This window comes from Bacteroides sp. (assembly GCF_028690125.1).
Classification (GTDB): Bacteria; Bacteroidota; Bacteroidia; order Bacteroidales; family Bacteroidaceae; genus Bacteroides.
Map to the genome: position 1 here is coordinate 15,485 of NZ_JAQVBV010000018.1, position 25,491 is coordinate 40,975.

The following is a 25,491-nucleotide window of genomic DNA, read 5'->3' on the forward strand; positions in this document are numbered from 1 at the left end:
ACGAGTATGATTAATTAGTTAATAATAAAGAGATTGCTATAGCCCCATTGCCAGCATGCATCCCAATAACAGGTGAAATATCAACAATTGAAGCGGCATTTTTACCGATAAGTTGCACCATCTCTTCTGCTGCTTTTTGAGCACCTTCCGGATTGTGTGCATGTAACACAATATAGTTCCACACCGTTTTCTGCCGGCTAATTTTTTCGATATGGCTCATTATTTTTTTTAAACTGGAGTGCTGGCTGAACGTATTTCCAAACAACAGTGATTTTCCATATTCATCCATAGAAATAACCGGATTAAAGCCAAACAGACTGGCTATAAAGCCTTTGGGCTTCGACACCCGTCCTCCTTTAATCATATACTTCAGGTCACGGACACTAACAAATATCTTTGTTTGCAGGATATCATCAGTAATCATTTTTACAATAGAATCAGCCGTCTTTCCGGATTCAATGTTTTTTGCAACTTTCAGCACAAGTAACCCCAATCCTCCGGATAAATTTTTAGAATCAATTACATAGATCGGTTTATTAAACTCTTTCGAAATACGCTTTCCGGCTTTTACACTATTGCCAAAAGTTCCGCTGAATTGACTGGTCAGGTGTATTGCAATAATGGCATCGTAATGCGAAGCCAGATGTGAGTACAAATTAGTAAAGGTCTGTTCATTTATCTGAGACGTTTTAGGAAATTCGGTTTGCGATTCAAGCATATCGTAAAACCGATCGGGTTTAATCGTTACTTTATCTAAAAAATGATTGTCACCGAAATTCAAATTAAGCGGAACAACGTTTATTTGATAATAATCAATCAATTCCTGCGCTAGATCACAAGAAGAATCAGTCACTAATGCAATATTCCATTTACGTTTGGTGGCTGTTTCCTGTTGTCGAACCATGTCATCGACTTTCTGAAAAGTAATAGTACCACACGCTTTCAATTCCTGAAAAAGTTCTGCAGGCCGATTGGTATGAACATGAATCCGACAAATTGTTTCGGAACCGGCTACCACAACAGAATCGCCATTTTTACTTAATAATTTTTGAATCTCAGCAGAACCAACACCCAAGTTTTTAATGATAGCTTCCGTACAGTAGCGATAAGTTATTTCATGATCGATAATATGCTCGGGCTGAATAAGAGAAATGTTTGTTTGGAAGCCAACAGTCAAATGGCGAATATCTCCGATTCGGATAAAATCAATGATCCCTTTCATAAAGAGTACAAAACCTTTTGCTCCTGCATCGACAAAGCCCGATTTGTTTAACGCCTTTAGTTTGAACGTAGTTTCGGATAAAGATTTTTCCAACACGTAAAAAGAATCTATGATCACATTTTTAAAATCATGAATATTTTCCTTCTTAGTATTAAGAAATTCGGACCACTCTTTAATCACCGTCAGCATAGTGCCTTCCACAGGGTTTGAAATAGCCGCATAAATATAAGGAATTGAACGGTAAACGCTTTCTGCAAATTCGGTGATATTTATTCGGGCTTTGTTTTTTGTTTCACAACTCAGCCCATACAAAAACTGAGCAAAAATAACGCCCGAATTACCCCTGGCTCCAACTAATGCCGCTTCAGCAATATCATTTACTGTAGTTTTGTACGATTTATGCGGTTTGATGTTATCCAATACAGATCGAACTGTAGCGGCTAAATTTGTTCCAGTATCTTTATCATTTACAGGGAAAACATTTATCCTATTTATCTCTACCTGATGTTGAAGTAGTTGATTTGCACCGGCAAGAAACGAATAGTAAAGAATTTTTCCATCCACTACTGTGTTGTAATTATTCATTCGCTCTATGTATTTAGCCATTTCTTTAATTATTTAAAATTAATCTTGCCTATTAATAATAAACAACTCAAACAGTTTTAAGGTTCACTGAACAAGTCCAAATAACTTCATCATACATGGAAAGGTAGTGTAATTACATATGAGAAAAGCAAACATTACGACAAATACTCCCTGACATTAGCAAGAAAACAGAAACACATGCCCGAGGTTACAAAGCTGACTCTTTAAAAAACTGGACAAAACAGAGAGGATTACACAGAAAAAATAAAACGCCACTTGAATAACTGTTCCATCATTGGGAGATAGAAAATCAAAACGGTTTTCAATTTTACCAATATAAGGAAAAGTCTTATCTTTGTTTTCAGCATTCTCCATGAGTAAACTACCGTCAGAGTGCATAGAGAATGAGTGGTTTAAATCATAGGATATGCTTAATGCAAAAACTATAAAGTTTTAAATATCAACATAGCAACCTTTCTTTCGTTTACCCATAAAATGGACTGTAATTCATAGGACTTTAATCAATGCCCAAATCTTGATGTATCCACCTTCTTTATGTCTCTTTTCTTATACCCGCCGAAACGGTAGCTGAAATGTAGAGTAAAGGTGCGTGAATAGAAAGCACTGTTCATATCCAAATGCTGTCCTTTGAAACGAACCTTTATTTTAGGCATTCCAATATTAAATATATCATTGCAACGGGCTGACAGACTCATCTTATCTTTCGCAAAACTCCATTTTACTCCTGCAGTAAGATTAAAAATTGATTCAATGTCAAATGTACCTTGTATAGCCGGAGTTTGTACATCCCCTATTAACTCAAAAGCTAAGTTTTTATTTACTTTAAAGGTATTGTCTAAAGAAGCATTGAATATCCATTTTTTTCGATTAAAGGGAATATCATAAAAATCATCACAACGTTGTTGCATTTGCATACCTACCAAGGTCAAACGAGAATCCAGCCAATTACCGGTCTTAAAAGGTACTATGATGTTTGCGCCCCATAACCGCATATAGTCCCAATTCATATTTTTATATATCAACGCCAGACGGTCGGTCGATTGATAGGCTGCTTGTATAAAGTAATCTGACGAATGCATGAAAAATAAACTGAAAATATATTTCTGTTTCAATATATAACTCCCGTTCAGGTTGTAGGTGGTCATTGGCTTCAATCCCGGTGTTCCCCATAGCTCTGTATATCCATTAAGGTAGCTAACGGAAGATTGCATATCCCAATAGCCCGGATAAGTTTTGTCCGTAGACAGCGTGAGTTGAAATGTATGTTTCGGAGTTTTAAAATAAGTCAGCGATGCCTGCGGATAAATTGCCCATTTATGATAATTTCCAATCGTGTAATATTCTCCGGTAGCAGAGACTGACATAGAAGTTCCCGTTGTATAATCTTTGCTCAATGATACATAAAAATTGGCAGACTGTTCGTTCAAGTTGGAATTCGTATTTTGAGTCTGGATATTTCCCGTAACCTGGTCATAGGTTTGAGAATCACGGTCCTTTGCAAATCGGAAAGAAGCTCCATAACCTAAATTCCATTTTTCAGGCAATGAGTGTTTTTGATCTGCATAGATAGAATATCGGTCTATCCTTTGTCCGCCAACCATATAAAATTGGCTCTGACTACCATCTTGAAAATCTGTATGCAGGTTTTGATTATGATCAGAGGTATAATGTGTATAGTCGGCTCCCGCTTCTAAACCGTAGCCGGAGTGATACTGCAATGTGATGTTGTGCATACGATTGCGGATGTATTTATCCACATTCCCGGTTTGGAAGTTACCCGTTGTACGACTATTATTATATTGATCAGGAGTATAACTTCCCGTATATGCTATATTTATATTATTTTTTTCATTAAAATTATATTCAAATGCAGTTCTGAGATTATGATTCCAATATTTACTGCGTAATTGTTCATTCTGTTGAATGTCATACACTTGTCCTTTTAAAGTATGTTTGGAATAAAGATCTATATACTCCATGTTCTTAGTATCATTGACCTCATACATTACATCAAAAGCCATTTTAGGAGTAGACAAACGAAAATTCCCATTCATATCACCACTATTAAAGTATTGGTTTTTATAATTGGCAGTTACTTCTCCCTGAAAAGAATAATCATTGGAACGCTTCAAGATAACATTAATGGCTGCACCTCTTATATGATATTCAGGAGGTGCACTATACATTACTTCCACTTTTTCTACCCGACTGATTGGAGTGTTACGCAATAGCGTTTCAAGTTGCGCCTCATCCATTGTTGTCGGCTTGCCGTTTAACAATACAGTCAGTTTGTTAGCTCCGGCTAAAGTTAATGCTCCTCTATTCTCGCTGACTCCGGGAAGTTTAGTCAATGCTTCATAAGTATTATTCACTACTTTATCTGTGGCAAGTACGGACAGATTATATCCCAAACGCCCATTTTCAACCTTCACAAAGGGACGTTCAGCTTTCACAAGAACTTCAGCCAAAGCATAATCTTTAGATTCAAGTTGAATAATACCTGCATCTTTATTTCTTGCTGTTATTTGCTTCGTTTGGTACAACAGATGTTGCACGATCAGCCGATATACCTCCAGTTGATTGTGTAGAATAAACGTTCCGTCAGCATTTGAGATAGATGCACTTATATAAGTAGAATCCATTGTTTGCAAAATAACAGTAGCTCCATCGATTGGCTGTTGTTCCCGGTCTATTATCTTTCCGGTTATGTTCTGTGCTTGTATTGATATGGCACAGAACAATAATAGTATACCTGTTTTAATTCTCATCTTGATTTTATCGCCATATATCTATTTATACCAATGAATCTCTTTTTTACTCAATAGCTCATCTTACTCTAATTGGATATCACGGAAATGGAAAAGTGTTTTTATATTAATATGAATACAAATTAATGAAAAGTAAAAGGAAAAAGCATTGAAACAATTCAATACTTTTCTTTGAGTGAGTATTTTTTCTTAGTGTTTAACTAATAGTTTCAAACGTTATAGATAACTTTCCTTTAATCTCATTTTTGTGCTACGATACACAACGCATTCTTCCTTCTATATAATGTAACAGATATGAAACCAGATTCGGAAAGAATTAATTTTAAATCATCACCGGAGTAGATTTTCATTCCTTCAATGCGGTTAGGCCATGTTTTTTCATATGGATCATTCATCTCGCAACAAATAAGAAAATAGCCTTTCCCTCTTAAAACACGCGCCACTTCAGTAAATGCAAGAGGCAAATGATCCCAAAAGTAAACGGTTTCGAAGGCAGTGACCACATCAAACTTATTGTTTGTATACGGAAGTTCATTCACCGTACCTTGTTCAACAAAACAGCGCGTGGATAACAACTCTTTATTTCTCTTACGTGCAAAATCTACACTTACTTGTGATATGTCTATGCCATATACTTTACCTTGCGGACAATGTTTTAATATCTGAGCAAGATTAGCACCACCGCCACAACCTACATCAAGTACATTCCAATCCTGTATCCATGTAATATGCGACATTCCCCAATGAGAAAGCGATGAATGTCCTTTATTCATTCCCCAAAGTATAATCTTGCCGCAGAAGCCTTTCGGATTTTGAAAATTCTGCAGAAATCTACCAAGTAATTTTTTATTCTTCATCCTGATTTTGAATTATCTATATTTATCCTCCCACTCAAAACAACTCAAAGACAAATCAGTATTAATTTGCATTTCTACGTCTTGATATGGCTAATGCTCGTTTTTTCGAACCAGAAGACAAAGCTAAGTAAAAGAAAGAAGAAAAGTATTGATTGAAGTCAAGACTTATTCTAATAACAGATACTCTAATCTGTTATTACCTGCATACCCAACCATAGAGTCATTATATTAGCATTATAAATATTGTAATTAATTCTTCCAAATATAAATATTTAAATATAGATACATTTATATTATTAAACAACAACTAAAAAGCAATATTCAAAATGATATTCAAAAACATAAATTACGCGGAATTATCGTATATAGAAACAATAGACCAAAATCTTAGCATTAGTACTATCAATTGATTATTTGACAGTTACGATTTTAATTATGAGATAATCAATTGCATTTCCGCTCTTTCTCAAAATGACAAAATGACAAAAATGCCATATAGTACTTTTAAAAGTAACTTAAAAGATAAAAGCAAGAAAACATAATAGGAATATTTTTAACATTTATCATAAATATGTCTCAATATCATATCATATAATTACTAATTTTAAAAGAGTATTCTAATCTCACCATAAAATATAATTCAAATAAGCCATTATACAGTTTCAATAAACAATACGTACATAAAATGCAATTTACGCCATATACTAGTCCAATATTATGTATTACAACATCTTTTAAATCCCACGTAATTAGCACTTCCTACAAATCCCTTAGCAAAGGTAATAACAAAACATATCACATTGACAAACAGTCAATTACAAAATAAGTACAATTGAATGCACTCAAAAAAACTCCATATGACATTTTTGTCATTTTGTCATTTCAAAATGAAAGAAAATCATTGGAAAGATTAAAAAAAACTTCCTAATAATCGAAAATAAACATTGAGAAGTTTTACTACAAAGTTCCTTATGTTTTTTAGATGCTTCTATGTAAACTACAAGTTGATTTTAATCTTGTAGTTAATTAATATATCTCTGCTATTTTAGCCTTGAACAGAAGAACACAATTACTGAAGTATTGAGATATGAAAAAAATCAGGAACGATTCAGAATACCTAGACAAACAGAAAATGATCACCTACCAATTTTAAAGTATGGTGGTGATCATTTACAACCAAAGTTTTTAGCCTCCAATTTGTACCGTGAAACATCCACCGGCAATTGTACCACCATGTGCAGTGGTATCCCCCATTCTTGCCGCAGGCTTTCCGCAGATCATTACTGTGGAGGAACCTTTTATAATAGTGTCCGGCGGTCCCACACAAACACAATTATCACCCATCACTGCTGCCGGCATTTTACCGATCATTACCGTTGGTGCTCCCGGACCTATTATCGGACCACCTACGTGTGGGATTGGAGAAGGCCATGCAGGAGTCTGCATAGGGCACGTGTGCATATCTGTTAATCTTGCTGCTGGAGGCATAATATTGTTTTTTAAAAGTTGATATTTTTGTTAATTAATCATCACCATTCCACCCTTGACTGTAGTCTGGCCTGAAGCCGAGAGCTCTGCCAAGGCAGTACCCGTGACTTTAGCACACTCCTGAGCTTTGACATTGATGTTCATCCCCTCTATCGCCACATCATGCATGGCTTTTACTTTGAGCTTACCCGGTGCCTCAATAGAGATATCCCCCTGCGCCTTTAGCACTATGTCTTTAGCCGAAGTCAGCTTTATGCCATTATCGTTCATCACAATTTCATTTCTGTGCTGGTCTTTCAGCGTGATGCTCTTTGCGTCGTCGCTGATTTCAATTAAATTATTTCCCGGAGTACTTATTGTTACTACCTTTTTTTCTTCGTCATATTCAATAACAAACTTCCCTCCGGCACCTAATACGCCATTTTTGCCCATGCTGATTAATTTTAAATGTATGAATAAAAACTATTTAAAATACAACATAAATTTAAATCACAGTAACCAAACACACAATTCTGTTGTACTGATACAAAAATAGGAATATTTTTTAAAATATCAAATAATTTTTTTTGATCTCGGGCTTATCATATCACTTTTGCCATATCATAAATCCGAATACCCAGATTCGGATGCAAGAATATACAAGCAATCGTAATGAAACCTAGAAATCATTAATGCACAAAAACAAATCAATAGCATTTCAGTTCTACATATTGCGATAGCTATACTTGGAATAGTCTATCCCAACCCTTAATAATTCAACCATTATGATGAAAATTAATCCTTATCTCAATTTTGACGGTAACTGCGAAGAAGCCTTCAACTTTTACAAGTCCGTATTCGGTGGAGAATTCCTGTACATGGGACGTTTCGGAGAAATGCCCCCGCAGGAAAATATGCCCACCCTGTCGGAAGAATTCAAGAAAAGAATCATGCACGTCTCACTGCAAGTAGGAGAAACAGTTTTGATGGGTAGCGATACGGGAGGAGATTGTGGTCCCGCTTTTATTGTAGGAAACAATATCAATCTTTCCATTAGTATAGACAATAAAGCAGAAGCAGACAAGCTGTTTGCCGCACTTTCTAATGGTGGCAAAATTTTTATGCCTATGGATGAAATGTTCTGGGGAGAATATTTTGGTATGCTTACCGACAAGTTTGGTGTGAGTTGGATGATTAATGCCCGAGAAAGCGAAAGTATGTAATTTAGAGAAATGGAATTTCACAGACACGTGTAAACTCTGTGAAATTCCATTTCAGAATACAGTACTTATCGTTTTACCGGGAGTTCAATTTCGGTCAGCCACTCTTCCACCGATTCCTTATTCCAGATGCCATCAATGTAACAGAAACGGGGGCGGTCACTCACCTCATAACCATTTGCTTCAGCATAGGCGTAGAGTTCGGCAAAAGTCTCAGGCATTTTTTCATAAGCACCATAATGACTGATACAAAGGGCAACAGGTACTTCAGGAAGTTCTTTGAACTTGATTAATTCAGAGTCTTCTTTGCGCTGGGCAACTGCCTCAAAATACTCGATATCAATATCTACTCCATATTCTTCGTTATATTCAATTGTAAAGCAATATTCAGGAGCAGGACATTCACAACCTAAACGATACATCTCCGGTCCTATAACATTGGGACATAGATTAAATAATTCCTGATAAGAATCAATCTTACGGCGATGTGTAGCAAAAACTCTTGCAGGAAGTGATTTTTCAAATACTTTCTTCATAACTTTCTCTTGTTTACGGAGCATATCTTCCAACTTAGCAAGTTCAGTCTGACGCCGGATCAAGCGTTCAATTTCTTCTTTACAACGCTCAACTTTGGCTTCTATCAGTTCCGGACCAGGATAATCTTTACCTTCTTCAAACAGTCTTCCAATCTCTTCCAGACTAAAACCGAGCTGTTTCAAATAAACAATACGGTTCATCTGCCGAAGTTGGCTGATATTGTAGTAACGATAACCTGTCCACTCATCCACCTCAAAAGGAATGAGTAACCCTATCTCCTCATAGTGACGAAGTGTCTTGACCGTCACCTGACAAAGCTTGGAAAATTCTCCAATTTTAAACTTCATTTTATTCTTCATAAACTTCTGCGCAGTTGTTTTATGCCACAAAGATAAGTCCTCCCCTAAGGTACGAGTCAAGAGATTTATCAAAAATCCAAATAAAAATAATACCTTTGACGCAAAATTAACTCATACAACATAAAATACTGCTAAAACAGATACTTTAAATGTATACAAATACCATTTCAACAATCAGGCAAAATCCTATGACTGGAATTTTAAATAACAAGAATATATTGAGAAGAGTAATCATTTGCACATGGTTTCTATTCTTCTGTTACCTGAACTCCATTCAGGCACAACCGCGTGAAACCGTAAAAAAGTCTACTGATGTTTTAATGTTTGCAACCCCAGCAGCAGGTCTGATAACCACCCTTATCCTGAAAGATTATGAAGGAACCAAACAATTAGTTCTGGGTGGAGCTACCAGTCTGGCTACCTCTTATATACTGAAATACAGCATAAAAAAACAACGCCCGGATGGCAGCGACAATCATGCATTCCCATCCAATCATACAGCTATGTCATTTCAAGGAGCTTCTTTCATCCAACGTAGATATGGTTGGAAATACGGAATTCCCGCTTATCTTGTATCGGGCTATGTGGCATGGGGACGTGTATATGCGAAGAGACATGACTGTTGGGACATTCTGGCGGGAGCAGCAATAGGTATAGGAAGTAGTTATATATTTACCCGCCCATTCGCAAAAAAACATAACCTTACCATCTCTCCCGCTGTTTTCGGCAATGATCGTTGGGGAATTTATGCTTCTATGAATTTCTAAATACACTTCCATATACAGAAATATTTAAAATTCATCTTTTCCCAGACTTCTGACTGAGGGAATGCACATTACCAGAACGGCTGTCAGAACAATTGCAATACCACAATAAAGAAAGATATTGGCAATGCCCAATGAATCAGCCATGAAGCTAGTAATAAGCAATCCGATAATAGAAGGGAAAAGACTTACACTATCAAATAAAGCAAAAACACGACCCAAATAATTCGGTTTAAATTGTGTTTGCAACAAAGAAGTGAATGGTCCTGAATAAAAAGGAATAACAATCCCCTGCATTACTGTTAGAATTGCAAATAGAATATATCCATTTGACGGGAGCAATCCACATAATGCCAAGGTAAGTCCTAAGAAAAAATAAGAAGAAACTATCAAATATATTTTCCGTATTTTAGGGTTCCATATTCCTAGTAATATTCCTCCAATCAACATACCTATTCCAAATAAAACCTCAATAAGGCTTACCTGATAGGCTGTACCGGAAAAATTTTGCAAGGTCATAAGTGGCATTAACGCAACAATGGGCAAAACGAAGAACGTAATCAATACCTCTGTTGCCATTACCCAACTGATTCCTCTATTTTTAAGTATGACTTTAAAGCCTTCAGCCATATCGTTCATTACTCCTTTTGCTGATAAAAGCTCTTTCTTTGGATTGGGTATAAAGACAAATAGTAGAGATGTACAAGCAATAAAAGCCCCAGCTACATCAAGTATCATCACCATACTCATATCAAAGGATAGTAACAATATTGCACCCAATGCAGGTCCTCCAATACTACAAATGGACTGGATAGCTTGATTCACAGCAGCAATACGCATCAACTCACTTTCGGGGGCTAACAGAGGTATGGATGATTTCATAGCCGGAGCATGAAAAGCACCTCCAATAGAACGGAGCATCAGCAGAATATAAATCTGCCATAGTTCTACCACATCAAGATAAAATAGTAAAGCAATAACTCCCGAACAAAGCGCAACAAAACTATCAGCACCAATCATTGTCCACTTACGACTCCAACGATCAACAAAGACTCCTGCAAATGGTCCCAGCAATGCCTGAGGCAATAATGCCGCTATAGTTGCATATGATAATACTTCCGCAGAACCTGTTTCCAAACTAATCCACAGTACAACAGCGAATTGTGCTATCGAACTGCTTAATATAGAGAACAATTGTCCTGCCCATATTATAATAAGTTTCTTTTTCCAGTTAGTCATATAGTGAAAATGGGATTCAAAATGATTTTTCAGAGAATGTGGATGCAAAGATATAGACTCAAAGCGACCTACCAAATTATTAATCTATTGAAATGGAGAAATGTTCCTATGAATTGTAGAAATACACTATCCCTACATTTTTAATAGCCAGATCATTATTCGAACAGATAAAATTTCATCCAATTTAATTACTGTTTCGTCTAAAATCAAACCTTTTCATCCGAATAATTATTTCATTGAACTTTATCGGATATTTCAATTTTATATTTCCCCATTCACCCCCAACCCAAACAGGGCAAAATCTCCCAAACAGGGATCATTCGGGAAAACTTCCGCTAGCGCAGCAGTAATATGGCGGGCATTCTTTAACGAAAAAGTATCAGCATCAGTAAGATTGAAAAAATGAGCAACACGGCAGACATGTGTATCCAAAGGTACAATCAAATCTCGTCGGTCAAAACTCTTCCAAATACCTAAATCAACTTCTGAATCCTGCCGGATCATCCAACGCAAAAACATATTCAACTTCTTTTGCGGACTTTTGGGAGACACTTCAAGAAATGCACATAGCCTCTCCATAGGGATTCCTGAAAATGTGTTTAAAGTATCCTCCAAACTTTTATGTTTCGAATATGCTTTATACAATCGCTGAAAATATCCATGAAAATCGGCATAGGACAACATTCTGTAGAAACTATGAGTCATCTCCACTGGAAAATCCTTTTCCCACTGTCGAGACATCACATATTGATACGGTGATTCCCCCATCAAATCATGTAACTCATTTGCTTTTTTCAATATCTGTTTGCGGTTACCAAAACTCATAATAGCCGTCAGCAAACCACTAATCTCAATATCTTGCTTCACTTTGTAACGATGTGGAAATTGTACCGGATCACTCACTATAAATTCCGCACAGTGATATACATCTGCACACATCAAAAGTTTATTCTTTATATCTTCAGTCATTTTGAGAAAACATCAATTATTGAAAGCACAAAAATAGGCATTCTTATTAGAAATGGTATGGTTTTGGCATCATACTTATTATAAAAAGTTTCTTTAGAAATAAAGGATACTACTATAATATATTGATTTTTAGAGGTATGCAAGTTTCCAAACAAACAAGAATCGCTTGGCAAAGCTTCCTCTTTTGGTAAAAAGCATACCATTTTGACAAGAACAACAACCAGTAAATAACTAGAAAACAATGAAAGTTTGCAAATTTGAAAAAATAAAGGACGAGGCTGAAATAAAACAAATCATCAACAGCATTCAAAAAGAACGTCCTTATGTAATTGTAGTTCCGGTATTGACACAACTACAGGAATGGTTACAAAATATATCAATCAGTTGGTTTCAAGACGAAGATGAGGATTCGCATACAACGATCCGTGCTATCACAAAATATTGTTTTAACATGACAGATCACTTCATTATAAATCCAAACCTGAATCAAGAAATGAAGGTAATCATTCAACGATGTGTCGAAAATCTACATAACCTCGTTGAAGATAAAGCAGATCTATTAATTGACAAAATCATAAAAGCGGAAGTATATAAATTATCAAGTAACCTACTTGCTTTCTGCCTACGTGAACGAGGAATGAATGCCAAAATGCTGGATACTAGTAAATTCATGCAAATTAATTTAGAAAGAAAGCCCGACATTCCCTATATTCAAGAGAATATTGAACAGTATCTAAATGAAAATCGCACTGTTGAGCTATTCATTGCCCCACTCTCTTTATGCAAGAACATTTATGGAGAAATAGATTTCATGAGTGAAGCGAAAAATGACTATTATGCTACAGTACTTGCCTCTATTTTCAAAGCTGATGAAATTGTCTTATCAACCGAACTCGACAATATTTATGCCAATCAGGACAGTCAAAGAGAAGAACACTCACTGACCTATGAAGAAGCTGAAAATCTAATCAATAGTGGAGTACATTTACTTTATACAGATTGTATTACACTCGCATCACGATCTAAACTAGTTATTCGTTTAACCGATACTAACGATCTAATCACCGAACGCCTCTACATCTCTTCTGAAGATACGGGAAATGGAGTTAAAGCAATCCTGACTCAAGATTCAGTAGCCTTTATACGTTTCAATTCACTCAATGTATTACCCGGTTATTTATTAATGGGAAAACTATTGGAGGTTATTAGTAAATATAAAATAGACGTAGTATCAATGGTATCATCTAATGTATCCATTTCTATGCTACTAAACGCCAGTCATGATACGTTAAGAATTATCCAAAGAGAATTGCATAAATACGTAGAAATGGTCATTGACGAAAATATGTCAGCAATACATATCATTGGTGCCCTTCACTGGGAACGTACTCAAATGGAAAGTAAGATTATGGATACGATCAAACATATTCCAATATCACTAATCGCTTATGGAGGAAGTGACCATTGTTTCACATTATCAGTTCATAGCAATGATAAAAACAAGCTGCTTCATTCGTTATCACAACACTTTCTGGAGGTACAATCAGCTTAAACTCACTTTTTAAATAACCAATATAAAAACTGCCGAAATAACAGCCTAAAATATTTTATAATCAAAAAGACACAATTTAGCAACATTGGACAAGTCCGTTCTCTTTTTTACCCATACTTTTGCAGAGTGAAATAAAAATAAAACCATGCAACCCAAGAAAACGACTAAAGAAGAGTATCAGAAGTGTGTAAACGTAGTAGTGGAATACATTAACTTGCATTTAGGAGAGGAGATTGATTTAAAATCGCTGGCCAGGATATCCAACTTTTCTCCTTTCTATTTTCACCGGATTATGAAAGCTTTCCTCGGTGAACCCATTGGCACATTTATTGTCCGGACGCGGACAGAAGCGGCAGCCCGCCTACTACGTTACTCGGATATTCCGATTGCAGATATAGCTTATCGAATCGGATATTCTTCTCCTTCTTCACTGTCGAAAGTATTCAAACAGTTTTATGGAATTTCACCTTTAGAGTATCGAAACAATAAAAACTTTGTAATTATGAAACCAGCGATTATCAGACCGGATCTGGAACTGAAAAGGGAAATAAAGAATCTCCCGGAACGTAATGTGATTTATATCCGCTTGTCGGGAGACTATAAACTTAACGACTATGGAGGCACTTGGGGAAGATTGTGCCAGTTCATTTTTGAGCAAAAACTGCCTATGGGAGAACCGGCCCCTCTTTGTATTTACCACGACGATCCCAAAGTAACCCCGGTAGAAAAATTACGCACTGACGTGTGTATGATAATGCCCGAAAAAATGGCTCCCAAAGGAGATATTGGATTTAAACAAATCCCTGCCGGTCGCTACGCAACCTTCCTTTATAAAGGCCCTTATGACAATCTGCAAGCAGTATATGATACTATTTACGGAACATATCTTCCGGAGATGGAATGTACCATACGTGATGAAGCCAGCGCAGAACGGTATTTGAATGATCCATGTAGTACGGCTCCCGAAGATTTATTGACTGAAATCTATATTCCAATAGAATAAAAGAAATAAATTGCAGAAATCCTACATAGGTCTAAAGTCATTTCTGCGATGATATTGTAAGCATATACATAGAATATGTATTTGCTAAGAATCACAAATAATAAAAGGGGCTGTCATCAAAAAGTGAAGTGCACCCCAAAAGTTGGACATAAAACTTTTGGGGTACACTTCACTTTTTGAAACAGCCCCTTTTTACAATTAGTATATTGAAAGTAACAGTAAAATATCGTATTAGTTTAATTATTCATACAGATTTTAAGCCAAAAAGGGTAATCTCATGGCAAAAACAAACTCTTTTCAGCAAAAAACACTATTCGGATGTAGTGGTTCATGTAGTCCGATTTAGGCTCTGGATTGTAGAAAAAGAATGTATAACAATTAAACTTGTACGCTATGTTTACAATTAACATCAAAGGAAAGGAAAGCTTTAAAACTTCTCAATTAGTTAAACTCGAAGCAGTGCTCTTTAAAACTGGCTATGCGAGAGTTACCAAAGCCTTAAACATCACTGGGTCCATTAAAGATTGGGACAATCAGACTCAGCAATTCAAAACTAAAGGCGTTGAAGCATCAGAAAAAAATAAAAATCTGTTCGAATTCAAAACCAAATATCTTAAAGTGGTGGAGGTTTGGGAGGCAGAAGGGAAACAATGGACTTTAGTTCAATGGTCTCACTATTTTAATGATATTGATAAACAACGTCAAGGGACAAAAGTTGTTTCTGTTTGTCAGATGTTCGATATTATCGACGACAAACTCCGTAATCGTGAACGAATTAAGAATGGGCTGTTTTGACAAGAATTAGTACAGCTCCGCGATATAGATGTTTTAGCCGTGTAATGGAAGAATTTACTCTTCAAAAACATGGTCGTACGCTCTCCTCTTTTTACTTCAATGACATCACCAAGGAATTTGCGGATGACTTTAGTCTCTTTATTCAAAAACGTGATGCAGAACGAGACAATGAAGGCAGTTTATATGGTAATTTGAAAGTTTTGAGAGGTCTCGTTTATTACGCCAAAAACTTAGGTGTTCCTGATATCCTTTAGTTTGTAATCGGATTCATAAAAACTCAATTCGTATTTTTTTAAGAACTCTAATTCATTCATTTTACTAACACAATTGATTGAAAATCAACATCAAACTACGATGCTTCATTTTTGATAATTTAATCTCCCGTATATGGTCTTTAAATAGCTCTAAATTATGCATATCGCTACCTATTAAGTCGTACATATTATTCTCTAATAAATATTGAGCTCTACGTTTTACTTGAATCCCATACATACCAGATAATGACAATAAGTTCAATTGGAACAAATAGTCGCAATTTTTTAGCTCATGGTATTTATTTATATCCATAAAAAGATACCTTTCCGGATGGGCAATAATTGGAGAAAATCCTTCATTTGCAATCTGGAACAAGGTCTCATCAAAGTTCGCAGATTTATGAAGATAAGAACTCTCTACAAGTACCATATTGTCTTTGATACATTTTAAACCTTGTTTTATTTGTTTTTCAAACCCTGAGTCAAGTAAATATTCAGCTGCTAAATGAAGTTCAATGTCGCCATTATATCGATTTTCTAAAATATCAAAATTCCTCTCAATCAAAGATATGTTATTATAAGTCAAATTTATATGAGGAGTAAGGAAAACCCTTTTCACTCCTAATGATTCATAATAACTAAGTGCTGATAGACTTTCCGATAGTTCATTTATTCCGTCATCGACACCAAAAAGGATATGGCAATGATAATCGGTGATACCATTGAAACAACCTGAATCAATCAATCTTTTCTTTTTCTCAAATAACATCTTATCATCATTAAATTCCCAGTATCAATCTTATGTAATGTCTCAAATTTTTCGTAACTTTATTACCATAACCGTAACCGTAACCATAACCGTAACTGTAACCATAACCATAACCGTAACCTATCTTATTAATATTCACCGCATTAAGCAAAACACTGAGGTTATTTAGAGTTTCAGATTTATATAATTCTGCTAATGCCGGTAACTGTCGTTTGTCAAACCTTCCTGAACGTACCACAATAATAGACAAGTCAGCATATTTAGCAATTATACCTGTGTCGGTAACCAAACCATAAGGAGCAGAATCAACAATTATATAATCATATCTCTTTTTTAGTTCAGTTATAAGTATTCCCAGTTTCTCTGTTTTAAGTAATTCAGCTGGATTAGGAGGTAAAGCACCTGACGAAATGATATCTAAACTACTATTGCCATATCCATTAATAATATCATCAATATTATTCACTTTGCCACTTAAATAGGTTGTAACTCCAGAGGTTTTTCTGTCAAATCCAAACCGTTTTCCTAATGAACCTTTGCGTAGGTCTATATCAAGAAGGATCACTTTTTTATTTGAGAGGGATATTGTAAGGGCCAAGTTCGATGTTGCAAATGTTTTCCCGGCCCCAGCATTAAACGATGTAAAAAGCACAACGGTTCCCTCTGTCGCCTCCTTAGCATTCATCATTTCAATATTATCTCTTAATAGCCTAAATGTCTCATTTATCACATTGCGATTACAATCTTCTACAACAAGACTATTGTCATTCTCTTTTCTTTTTTCTAATGGTAATTCTCCCACGAAAGGAATATCGATGCTATTTTTGATATCTTTCTGCGTATATACACTGGTGTTTAGTAATGAGCGGATATAGAGCCAAATAGCAGGAACTACAAAACCCAATACAAGTGCTATTAGAATAATCTGCATCTTATTCGGTGCAACAGGACTATTACTACCATCCGCTACATCAACAACGGTACAATTGCTCTCGGTTGTTGTAAGTTGAATTTCACTCTCCTCTTGTTTTTTCAATAAATACAGATATAGCTCCTCTTTAATTTTTAGCTGTCTCTCTATATTGACCATAAATTTGTATTGAGATGAAACATCTGCTATTTTAGAACTACTTTTCTGCTCTTCGCTATGGTATTTCTTCAACTGAATTTTTAGTGAAGCTACAAGATTATCAACAGAGCTAAGAATAGATGAGCGCATTGAAACTAATGATATCTGTAAATCATTTATGATTGGATTATTAGAGGTACTATTGGCTAATAGTTTGTTTCGCAAAGTCATTGTTTCATTGTACTTGGCTATTTGGCTCTCAATTCCACCACTATTAATTCCGAGGTTTACAGGTATTAATTCAGATTGATTAGAATTATTCTGAAGATACTCTTTCATATAATAAGCTAAACTCAGTTGATTTTCCAGCTCTAACGCTTCAGCGTTAATTCTTGAAGATGTATTCAGGTACATAGAACTAACAGAGGGAATATCTGTAAGCTGTTTTTCTTTCTTGTATTTTTCAATATCTGAATCAATCAATTTCAAGTCATTTTCGAGAACAGTTGTTTTGTCAGTGATAAAATCGACTGTTTTACTTAATACTTTGTTCTTATTGTCTATTGCACTGTTTTCGTATACAGATACAAGTGTATTGATTATATCTTCGGCTCTTTGAGGATTTGTATCGATGATAGACAACAAAACAATTGTGGATTGTTTATCATTACATTCGATGTTTAATTTCTGTATATAAGATTTGGCTATATTTTTAATATTATTTTTGGTGATAATTATATCCTTATCAATATACCCTCGGTTCATAAATAGTGTCGATTTCACTTTCACCTTACCATAACGAAATTCAAACACACTATCAAGAGAAATATCATCAACAATGGTAGTTTCAGTAACCTTACCATCAGAATCCTCCTTAATCTCAACATAGGTAAGTTTTGCTTTTTTGTTTTCTAAAGGGGTAATAGTTATTGAAAAAGTACCTTGTAAAGATACATCATCCAAACACTCAACCTCAATAGGAGAAGAGGTATACAAGTCTTTTAATCTCAACCCATCTTTTATTTGATAATTTGTCTCTAATTTTAGTTGTTCGACAACTTGTGTCATAAGATGTCTGCTTTTGAGCACACCTATCTCATTATACACTGAATTGGACCCTAACGAAAACATATCCTTAAATGCTGCAGCTTCACTAATCCCACCACCACCTTTTTTATCATCTTTTATTAGAATTGTTGCTGTGCGTGAGAAGGTTTTAGGAGTACTGCGCACATGAATTACGGCTATGGATAAAGCTATAATAATTGACAAAACAAACCAAAATCTATTCCGCCAAATGACTCCCAAAAGATCTGATATGGCAGTATTATCTCTACCTTTTTCATCAGTAAAATCGATGAAGTCAAATTGTTCTATTTTTTTCTTATTCATAGTTCTATCTTGCCAATGTTATAATTAATGTAGCTATTGATACTAATACAGAACCGATAGAAGCCCACGTACCCACAGACCTATTCTGGTTTATCTCCCTTTGTCCTGCTTTAACTTTATTAGGCTCAACATAAACGACATCGTTCTGCTGCAAGTAATAAAATGGAGAATCAAGAATATCGGCATCCCTTAAATCAACCTCTGAGACTGTTTTTCTACCATTAATCTCTCGAATAACTTTCACATTTTCTCGTTTTCCATAAATAGTTAAGTCCCCTGCAGCACTCAGTGCATCGAATATGGTAATACGATCACTTGGCACATTCATAGTACCGGGACGGGCTACTTCTCCCATTACAGATACCTTAAAGTTAAGAAATTGAACGGTAACTATTGGATCATTAAAATAGCCTTTTGTAATTATTTGATCTTTAATGAAACGTGTGATTTCACTTCGAGTCATCCCTCCAACTTTAATCGTTCCTAATTGTGGAAAATCAATGTTTCCATCTTTATCCACAAGATATCCCAATACTCTATTTTGACCTGTTGTTCCATCGCTCCCTTGAGCAGTTAGGATTGGCAAATTGAACATCTGAGCAAGTTGAGGGTCTTTGCTATTCACCATAATGGCGACAAGATCATCAGGCCTTACCCTAATTTCATAATTATCTTCTCCCTTTTGTTGATACCCGTTGGGAGTATTTTGGAGATAAGATATATGCTTCTGTGAAGCGCAACTTGAAAGCATTATAATGCTTAAAATCGCCATAAATTTGAAAGATGTTTTAATCATATTTTTTTGTTATTATTTTTAAAATCGATATATAACTACTAATAACCCAGCTTTTATGGGTAAATATTTGGCAGAACCATTTACAGAATGATATATAATCGTAACATCATCTATACGTGTATATGACTCATACATAGAACATTGTTTGCCATAATCCACAACTATCTCAAAACCAAAGTGTTTATTAAGACCGAAATGATCGCCTGTGGTTAATCCTACTATTAAGGTTTGTCCTACTTGTAGTGAGTTTTGTTGTTTCAAATATCCAAATATCGGAAGTATGTTTTTATTAAGTCGATAAACTCCGCCTCCAGTATATGCTCCACAAAAGAACCCACTAAATACCACCTTGGGTAATTTATAAATTCACCATACATAAGAGCTAATGTGCAAGGATGTACGGTTCCTAAAAATTCCTTGGAGTATAGATATTCCAGCCTTCAAATTGAATACTCCCTTTCCTGAAAATCCTAAATTCAACAGCTGGGTTGACAACACCAGCCAATGTAGAAGTATTAAGCTTTATAATAAATTTCAAATCTTGCAACTCTTCCTCTTGAGCCGATAGATAAGGTGTGTATATAAATGCCAATAATATAGCTATTCTGGATTTTGATATTTTTATGTGCGATTTCATTTAACAAGAAACTATACCTTTTTATAATACCTTCTTAGGATGGTTAAATCCGTTTTCGTCATTTTGAGGATAAGAAGTATGTCTAAATATAGATTATAATTTTATCCAAAATATGTTCAGCAGCATTGGCATCGCCAAACAATTTTGGGAAGGTTACTTTTTTTGATAATAGTTTGTGATATCCATCCATAATCTGTTCGTAATCTGCATCAGTAAGTACGCCGGCGTTATGTTCAACTATCTCTACCCATTCTGTCTCCGGACGTAAAATCACACAAGGTTTTTCAAAAAAGAAGGATTCTTTTTGTACCCCACCAGAATCAGTCATTACCAGTGATGCATTTTTTTCTAAAGCAATCATGTCTAAAAAAGACACAGGTTCTATTATTTTCATCAATTCTGAATGAATAACTTTGTCAAAAAGTTCTGGAGAGAGAGTTCTTAACAATTTAGCAGTACGAGGATGTAGGGGTAGAACTACATCCTGTTTGTTTGTCTCAGATATATCTGATAAAGCTCTGAAAATACTATTCAAACTTTCAGGATTATCTGTATTGTTATCACGATGAATGGTTGCTAATATAAACCCGTTAGGTTTTATATTAAGCGTGGAAAGTATTACACTATTGCTTTCTGCAATCTGAGCAAAGTAAATACTATTATCATACATTACATCACCACAATTTAACACCTTTCGACCTTTACCATTACTAAATTGAGCATGAGAAGTCATAAAGCCTTCTGCTCTCAAATTTTCCATTGCAACTTGCGTGGGAGCAAAAAGTATAGAAGATAGATGATCACAAGCAATGCGATTAATCTCTTCCGGCATACTCATGTTAAATGAGCGTAACCCAGCCTCTATGTGAGCAATAGGTATATGTAACTTACTCGCAGTAACAGCTCCAGCCAAGGTCGAATTTGTATCCCCATAAACTATCACGCAATCAGGACTCTCTTTAATAAATACATTTTCCAAAGCCTCAATCATTTTCGCAGTTTGCATTCCGTGACTTCCAGAGCCTACATTTAAATTGTATTTGGATTTTGGTATTCCTAACTCATCAAAGAATATCTCAGACATATTTTGGTCATAGTGTTGTCCTGTATGAACAATAACCTCCTCAACATCATTACGTTTAGCCACCGCTCGACTAATGGCTGCGGCTTTTATTATTTGAGGCCGAGCTCCAATTATAGTTAGTATTTTTATCATTATTTGAATCTGTATTGATAGTCTGGGTTTTCTTTTATTATCTTTTTACTTTCAGGGTAATTTTCTATGAACCAAGTGAAAAATGCAGTGACGTCTATTTTGTCAGCTAACATTCTTTTTCGTCGTGATTGATATGTGTCTCTCAAATTCTCTTGAGAAAGTAAATTATAAACAAAACGGTATAGTTCCTCTGGGTAATTTGGCGAAATTGAATGAGTTAATTCATATTTGTTTTCAAGCTCCTCTAATACTCCTATTTTTCCTGCAAAACTGTTGAATCTTATAGATGGTACACCTAACATTGCAGCCTCAACAGCCATACTTTGACTGTCTCCAATATATAACTTGGCGGATGCCATTATATGATGGATATCCAGTGGATTAATATTAAGTCTATACTTCTCAAATTGCAATTCAAGTTCTCTCTCGGTGGTTATATAAATGTTCCCATATTTTGATAAAATATCGATTAAATTTTGCGCCACTTTAGTTGATATTCCATTAGCTCCAACATCATGATGTGCATTTAGTTTTGCAAACCTTAGTAGAAAATAGGGCTTATCTATCGGTAAATATCTTTTTACAATTTCTATATCAGGTTTAAATTGGTTGGGATGAAGATATGCCAACTTCTGAAATCCAGCGTATTTTATTGACTTTTGTTCCCATTTCCCATTATTACAAGTTATTGGACTGAGTATTTCAGAAGCAAATGGATAGCTGAGTTTTGCATATAATGGAACAATCTTTGCATCATCTTCATTTACATTAATAACTGGAATATTCATAATTTTACCAATCCATGAATTCTCAACACTCGTTCCTACCAGTAAGCTGGGTCTATTATTAACCACAAAGCGTAATAGTCGATACGCTCTTTTGATAGTTCCCCACATAATTCCAATTTTACTATCTTTTCTACCCTCAGCAAGTATATTATGATACTTTAGCCCTTTGTTGATAAGCAATTCCTCCAATACATCCTTTTTCTTAATTAAGATTAATACGTCACATCCTTTTTTCTGAAGACTGTTTATTACATTCTTAAATAAATGAAAATGAGCAGGATGCCCCAAATAAATCAATATTCTCATTCTATGTCTACTCGATTACATTATTATAAATTTCTATGATCTTCTTCGCAACAATCTTATTATCCAACCCCAAATCCTCTATACGGTTGCGACCATTAGTTTGAGTGTTATTTTCTGAAAATTCCAAAGCCTGTTTTATTTTGTCTGCACAATCCCGTGGATCGTAGAAACATATATAACACCCGTTAGTATCACCCACAACCCACTTTACATCTCCTACATCAGTAGAGACAATAGGTCTGCAACACGCCATCGCCTCCTTAATCACTTGTGGAGAACCTTCGGTGAATGATGTCATCAAGAAAACATCGGAAGCATACATCAATTCTATAACTTGCAACCTTGTATAGCCTTTTAATTCGATGAGTCTCACTTTCGGTAATAACAATACAGCTTCCTTTGCCAACTTTGAGTTTTTAACTTGATTGTCAAAATCTCCGGCAAAGAGTACAATTTGTTCGGTTTCGGGAAAATGGTATTTTGTGCGAACAATACTCCTTGATAAATTACCATATAAATTCAAATTGATTCCGCATGGGATTAATTCGGAGTTAGATCTTGATTTTATCAGATTCTTCGTTTTCTCGGAAACGAATATGTTGAACTTCGATAAACAAATAGCAATTTCCGAGAATCGTCTTACGCTTGGTATATTTATATCACTTCCGTGATAGGTAGTAACTACTGGAGTAGATCTTTGAATATTTGCCAAAAGACCACATAATCCATAGTGTGCATGAATTACATCAGGTTTAAATTCTTTAATCTTAGCTTTTAATTTTCTTATATTTTTCAAATACCCTTTAATGCCTTTACCTATTACTCCAAAATACTCTACGTTAACACCATAAGATTTTATTGCCTCTACTTGTTCTACAACAAATGGTGCAAAATGCCCTGTGTTGCAATTAGCAACGATTAGTATATTCATTTAAAATATTTACTCCAATTATTTACAAACCAAATGCTTATATAAATAGGGGATGTCTCTAAATTCTCCATCCTTATTGTATGCCTTATTTGAATAGGCAATAAGAAACATCATGAAAACCATTAAAGCTGGATCTTGCACAATAGTAGAATTATAGAATACAAAATCGAAAAGGATGACACCTTCGAATATATATCTTAGGTTTCTGTTTTTAGCGTAATACATCAAACGAAGTATATACAGAATAAAAAAGATAAGTCCTACAGCACCAAATGCCATCAAAAACATACCAAACCCAGTCAAAGCACCTCGTGTGCTTATCCCTAAATAATAATCTCTATTTCTATAATTATCATAATTGGGTGTGAAAACATGACCTATCCCAAGGCCTATTAGACTTGATGAAGTACTTAAATCACCTCCTTTATTGAAAAACGTTTGAAACAACAAGGTGTTTGCTCCTATACGTCCAGAACCTACTTCTCGGTCTCCTGCCACATCCTTTTTCCCAGCGGAATATTCCATTGTATAATTCCACGCATACATAGGGTCGAAACTTCCCCATATTTTCTTTTCTGGATTAAGTGTCGGCGAAAATCGCAATCCTAAATATAAAAATAGGGGTAATAACAAAAGCAATGGCAATATCCTTTTCACGGATATCGTTTTAGATACAAAAATCCCTAATAAAAAAAACAAAATGGGGAATAATAACCAAACAGCACGTTTTCCTGCCATCCATCCAATAAACAAAAAACCTATAAGGAAAAGAATAGATTTTCTGTTATCAATATTCATATTCGTATTTAATGCGAACCAGCATAATCCGAGTAGCGGTAGCGTAGTTCCCGCACCACCTCCAGCAACCCCTGTTATACTACCGACCAATCCTTCATACCAGCCTCCAACAAGAACTAACTTAACCATATTCAATACGATCTGAATCACTAAAATCTCTCCAAACAACCTATTTAATCGATATGCATTGATTGTCTGCTTACAAACATGCAATAAAATAGGGAATAGAGCTGCTGGTACTACATATTTATACATCTGAGCAAAGACCAATAACGGGCTTTCTCTATGAACTATCAAATTAACACAGACGACAAAAACGACAAAAGCTCCCAATGTTATCCACAAAGGGCGTACTGCCCTGATTTCATTTTTAAAATAGTATTTATAAGGTAAATGAATTGCAAAAATTACCACCGCAATTTTGTATATATTTTGAACTATTTTACCCATATCAGCAAAAAGACCACCCCAGAATAGGATAATAATAAAAATTGCTATCTGATTGCTCTTATATCTTCTTAATAAGAAAATTAAAGCAACCAACACTGCAATATTATATATCAATAAGGTGTTTGCCGAGAGTCCTCTAATCAACATATTGAAATAGTTTACTTATTATTTTATGGTTCTAATTACACGCATAGGAATACCTCCAACCATCGTGTTGTCAGGAACATCTTTATTTACGACACAGCCAGCAGCAATAACACAGTTATTACCAATGTTCACACTCGGGAGAATAGTGACGGCTGCCCCGATTAATACATTATTACCAATAATAATATCTCCCTCCCTATAACATTTTACATATGCCTCATTTTCTTTGTAGTGATGTGAGTAGGCTATAATGTTACAATGTGGTGCTATTGCAACACCATTTCCGATTATTATCTGACTATTTCCTGCACTCACGAAAGATCCAACGGCAATTAATCCATCATCGCCAAATAATATCTTTCCTTTACCTACAGAAATGACACTATTATGCCATATTTTAAACTTTTTACCAATAAATATCCGTTTAGGATTTCCCGTTATTTTGACACCTGGTTTAATACATGAACCTTTGCCAATATTTCCTATTTGCAATTTAAAATAGCAATAACGTAATCTATCTATTACTTTACGTGTTGTCTTGTGAAACAAGTCAGTTAGTCTCAGTGTCAGCATCATATAT

23 protein-coding genes are annotated in these 25,491 nt (G+C 35.2%); 6 read left to right on the forward strand and 17 right to left on the reverse strand.

Annotated elements, in window-relative coordinates:
- Positions 1-10 precede the first annotated feature (10 nt).
- The 5 genes from PHO71_RS12760 to PHO71_RS12780 all read right to left on the reverse strand — a co-directional run bounded on the left by PHO71_RS12760 (position 11) and on the right by PHO71_RS12780 (position 7,373).
- The gene (locus PHO71_RS12760) at positions 11-1,828 is read right to left on the reverse strand and encodes a DegV family protein (RefSeq protein WP_300203807.1); all 1,818 of its coding nucleotides are present in this window, start codon (positions 1,826-1,828) and stop codon (positions 11-13) included.
- Between the two features lie 500 nt (positions 1,829-2,328).
- Entirely contained in the window at positions 2,329-4,596 is a 2,268-nt protein-coding gene (locus PHO71_RS12765) for an outer membrane beta-barrel family protein (RefSeq protein WP_300203809.1), read from the reverse strand.
- 239 nt (positions 4,597-4,835) lie between these two features.
- The gene (locus PHO71_RS12770) at positions 4,836-5,453 is read right to left on the reverse strand and encodes a class I SAM-dependent methyltransferase (protein WP_300203811.1); all 618 of its coding nucleotides are present in this window, start codon (positions 5,451-5,453) and stop codon (positions 4,836-4,838) included.
- Positions 5,454-6,638: 1,185 nt separating this feature from the next.
- Positions 6,639-6,941, reverse strand: coding sequence for a PAAR domain-containing protein (locus PHO71_RS12775; protein WP_300203813.1), 303 nt, complete (start codon positions 6,939-6,941; stop codon positions 6,639-6,641).
- A gap of 30 nt (positions 6,942-6,971) precedes the next feature.
- The gene (locus tag PHO71_RS12780) at positions 6,972-7,373 is read right to left on the reverse strand and encodes a hypothetical protein (RefSeq protein WP_300203815.1); all 402 of its coding nucleotides are present in this window, start codon (positions 7,371-7,373) and stop codon (positions 6,972-6,974) included.
- Positions 7,374-7,705: 332 nt separating this feature from the next.
- Here PHO71_RS12780 and PHO71_RS12785 point away from each other — a divergent pair, with 332 nt between their 5' ends.
- Complete coding sequence (locus tag PHO71_RS12785) at positions 7,706-8,143, forward strand: VOC family protein (RefSeq protein WP_300203817.1); 438 nt, start codon at positions 7,706-7,708, stop codon at positions 8,141-8,143.
- 65 nt (positions 8,144-8,208) lie between these two features.
- Here the strand turns inward: PHO71_RS12785 and PHO71_RS12790 are convergent, their stop codons facing one another.
- The gene (locus PHO71_RS12790) at positions 8,209-9,036 is read right to left on the reverse strand and encodes a MerR family transcriptional regulator (RefSeq protein WP_367279900.1); all 828 of its coding nucleotides are present in this window, start codon (positions 9,034-9,036) and stop codon (positions 8,209-8,211) included.
- Positions 9,037-9,224: 188 nt separating this feature from the next.
- On the opposite strand from PHO71_RS12790, the gene PHO71_RS12795 reads away from it, so the two are divergent.
- Positions 9,225-9,803, forward strand: a complete 579-nt coding sequence (locus PHO71_RS12795; protein ID WP_300203821.1) for a phosphatase PAP2 family protein — start codon at positions 9,225-9,227, stop codon at positions 9,801-9,803.
- 24 nt (positions 9,804-9,827) lie between these two features.
- On the opposite strand, the gene PHO71_RS12800 is transcribed toward PHO71_RS12795, so the two are convergent.
- Entirely contained in the window at positions 9,828-11,039 is a 1,212-nt protein-coding gene (locus tag PHO71_RS12800) for an MFS transporter (protein WP_300203823.1), read from the reverse strand.
- Positions 11,040-11,300: 261 nt separating this feature from the next.
- A complete protein-coding gene (locus PHO71_RS12805) occupies positions 11,301-12,008 on the reverse strand; it encodes a TIGR02757 family protein (protein WP_300203825.1) in 708 nt (235 codons plus the stop codon).
- Between the two features lie 241 nt (positions 12,009-12,249).
- On the opposite strand from PHO71_RS12805, the gene PHO71_RS12810 reads away from it, so the two are divergent.
- The 4 genes from PHO71_RS12810 to PHO71_RS12825 all read left to right on the forward strand — a co-directional run bounded on the left by PHO71_RS12810 (position 12,250) and on the right by PHO71_RS12825 (position 15,612).
- Positions 12,250-13,560 (forward strand): aspartokinase, encoded by a 1,311-nt coding sequence (locus tag PHO71_RS12810; protein ID WP_300203827.1) that lies wholly within the window; start codon positions 12,250-12,252, stop codon positions 13,558-13,560.
- Between the two features lie 145 nt (positions 13,561-13,705).
- Positions 13,706-14,563 carry a GyrI-like domain-containing protein gene (locus PHO71_RS12815; protein WP_300203829.1) on the forward strand — a complete coding sequence of 286 codons (858 nt, stop codon included), beginning with the start codon at positions 13,706-13,708 and terminating at the stop codon, positions 14,561-14,563.
- A 393-nt stretch (positions 14,564-14,956) separates the two neighbouring features.
- Positions 14,957-15,358 carry a hypothetical protein gene (locus tag PHO71_RS12820; protein ID WP_300203831.1) on the forward strand — a complete coding sequence of 134 codons (402 nt, stop codon included), beginning with the start codon at positions 14,957-14,959 and terminating at the stop codon, positions 15,356-15,358.
- Entirely contained in the window at positions 15,355-15,612 is a 258-nt protein-coding gene (locus PHO71_RS12825) for a phage integrase SAM-like domain-containing protein (protein ID WP_300203833.1), read from the forward strand. The genes PHO71_RS12820 and PHO71_RS12825 overlap by 4 nt, the downstream gene beginning before the upstream one ends.
- 64 nt (positions 15,613-15,676) lie before the next feature.
- On the opposite strand, the gene PHO71_RS12830 is transcribed toward PHO71_RS12825, so the two are convergent.
- The 9 genes from PHO71_RS12830 to PHO71_RS12870 form a co-directional block, all read right to left on the reverse strand.
- A complete protein-coding gene (locus PHO71_RS12830; RefSeq protein WP_300203835.1) occupies positions 15,677-16,381 on the reverse strand; it encodes a CpsB/CapC family capsule biosynthesis tyrosine phosphatase in 705 nt (234 codons plus the stop codon).
- A gap of 10 nt (positions 16,382-16,391) precedes the next feature.
- Positions 16,392-18,842, reverse strand: coding sequence for a polysaccharide biosynthesis tyrosine autokinase (locus tag PHO71_RS12835; RefSeq protein ID WP_300203837.1), 2,451 nt, complete (start codon positions 18,840-18,842; stop codon positions 16,392-16,394).
- Between the two features lie 4 nt (positions 18,843-18,846).
- Positions 18,847-19,638, reverse strand: a complete 792-nt coding sequence (locus tag PHO71_RS12840; protein ID WP_300203839.1) for a polysaccharide biosynthesis/export family protein — start codon at positions 19,636-19,638, stop codon at positions 18,847-18,849.
- Between the two features lie 18 nt (positions 19,639-19,656).
- Positions 19,657-19,986 carry a DUF3575 domain-containing protein gene (locus PHO71_RS12845; protein WP_300203841.1) on the reverse strand — a complete coding sequence of 110 codons (330 nt, stop codon included), beginning with the start codon at positions 19,984-19,986 and terminating at the stop codon, positions 19,657-19,659.
- Between the two features lie 371 nt (positions 19,987-20,357).
- On the reverse strand, positions 20,358-21,491 hold the full coding sequence (wecB, locus tag PHO71_RS12850) for a non-hydrolyzing UDP-N-acetylglucosamine 2-epimerase (RefSeq protein ID WP_300203843.1): 1,134 nt from the start codon (positions 21,489-21,491) through the stop codon (positions 20,358-20,360).
- Complete coding sequence (locus PHO71_RS12855) at positions 21,491-22,585, reverse strand: DUF354 domain-containing protein (RefSeq protein ID WP_300203845.1); 1,095 nt, start codon at positions 22,583-22,585, stop codon at positions 21,491-21,493. The genes wecB and PHO71_RS12855 overlap by 1 nt, the downstream gene beginning before the upstream one ends.
- Positions 22,586-22,592: 7 nt before the next feature.
- Complete coding sequence (locus tag PHO71_RS12860) at positions 22,593-23,516, reverse strand: glycosyltransferase (protein ID WP_300203847.1); 924 nt, start codon at positions 23,514-23,516, stop codon at positions 22,593-22,595.
- Between the two features lie 18 nt (positions 23,517-23,534).
- The gene (locus PHO71_RS12865) at positions 23,535-24,911 is read right to left on the reverse strand and encodes a hypothetical protein (protein ID WP_300203849.1); all 1,377 of its coding nucleotides are present in this window, start codon (positions 24,909-24,911) and stop codon (positions 23,535-23,537) included.
- A gap of 18 nt (positions 24,912-24,929) precedes the next feature.
- Positions 24,930-25,487, reverse strand: a complete 558-nt coding sequence (locus tag PHO71_RS12870) for a DapH/DapD/GlmU-related protein (RefSeq protein WP_300203851.1) — start codon at positions 25,485-25,487, stop codon at positions 24,930-24,932.
- Positions 25,488-25,491 lie beyond the last annotated feature (4 nt).

Bases quoted from the DNA above. Each gene is read 5' to 3' on its own strand.
- PHO71_RS12760 (WP_300203807.1), bottom strand. From the start codon at position 1,828: ATGGCTAAATACATAGAGCGAATGAATAATTACAACACAGTAGTGGAT.
- PHO71_RS12765 (WP_300203809.1), bottom strand. From the start codon at position 4,596: ATGAGAATTAAAACAGGTATACTATTATTGTTCTGTGCCATATCAATA.
- PHO71_RS12770 (WP_300203811.1), bottom strand. From the start codon at position 5,453: ATGAAGAATAAAAAATTACTTGGTAGATTTCTGCAGAATTTTCAAAAT.
- PHO71_RS12775 (WP_300203813.1), bottom strand. From the start codon at position 6,941: ATGCCTCCAGCAGCAAGATTAACAGATATGCACACGTGCCCTATGCAG.
- PHO71_RS12780 (WP_300203815.1), bottom strand. From the start codon at position 7,373: ATGGGCAAAAATGGCGTATTAGGTGCCGGAGGGAAGTTTGTTATTGAA.
- PHO71_RS12785 (WP_300203817.1), top strand. From the start codon at position 7,706: ATGATGAAAATTAATCCTTATCTCAATTTTGACGGTAACTGCGAAGAA.
- PHO71_RS12790 (WP_367279900.1), bottom strand. From the start codon at position 9,036: ATGAAGAATAAAATGAAGTTTAAAATTGGAGAATTTTCCAAGCTTTGT.
- PHO71_RS12795 (WP_300203821.1), top strand. From the start codon at position 9,225: ATGACTGGAATTTTAAATAACAAGAATATATTGAGAAGAGTAATCATT.
- PHO71_RS12800 (WP_300203823.1), bottom strand. From the start codon at position 11,039: ATGACTAACTGGAAAAAGAAACTTATTATAATATGGGCAGGACAATTG.
- PHO71_RS12805 (WP_300203825.1), bottom strand. From the start codon at position 12,008: ATGACTGAAGATATAAAGAATAAACTTTTGATGTGTGCAGATGTATAT.
- PHO71_RS12810 (WP_300203827.1), top strand. From the start codon at position 12,250: ATGAAAGTTTGCAAATTTGAAAAAATAAAGGACGAGGCTGAAATAAAA.
- PHO71_RS12815 (WP_300203829.1), top strand. From the start codon at position 13,706: ATGCAACCCAAGAAAACGACTAAAGAAGAGTATCAGAAGTGTGTAAAC.
- PHO71_RS12820 (WP_300203831.1), top strand. From the start codon at position 14,957: ATGTTTACAATTAACATCAAAGGAAAGGAAAGCTTTAAAACTTCTCAA.
- PHO71_RS12830 (WP_300203835.1), bottom strand. From the start codon at position 16,381: ATGTTATTTGAGAAAAAGAAAAGATTGATTGATTCAGGTTGTTTCAAT.
- PHO71_RS12835 (WP_300203837.1), bottom strand. From the start codon at position 18,842: ATGAATAAGAAAAAAATAGAACAATTTGACTTCATCGATTTTACTGAT.
- PHO71_RS12840 (WP_300203839.1), bottom strand. From the start codon at position 19,638: ATGATTAAAACATCTTTCAAATTTATGGCGATTTTAAGCATTATAATG.
- wecB (WP_300203843.1), bottom strand. From the start codon at position 21,491: ATGATAAAAATACTAACTATAATTGGAGCTCGGCCTCAAATAATAAAA.
- PHO71_RS12855 (WP_300203845.1), bottom strand. From the start codon at position 22,585: ATGAGAATATTGATTTATTTGGGGCATCCTGCTCATTTTCATTTATTT.
- PHO71_RS12860 (WP_300203847.1), bottom strand. From the start codon at position 23,516: ATGAATATACTAATCGTTGCTAATTGCAACACAGGGCATTTTGCACCA.
- PHO71_RS12865 (WP_300203849.1), bottom strand. From the start codon at position 24,911: ATGTTGATTAGAGGACTCTCGGCAAACACCTTATTGATATATAATATT.
- PHO71_RS12870 (WP_300203851.1), bottom strand. From the start codon at position 25,487: ATGATGCTGACACTGAGACTAACTGACTTGTTTCACAAGACAACACGT.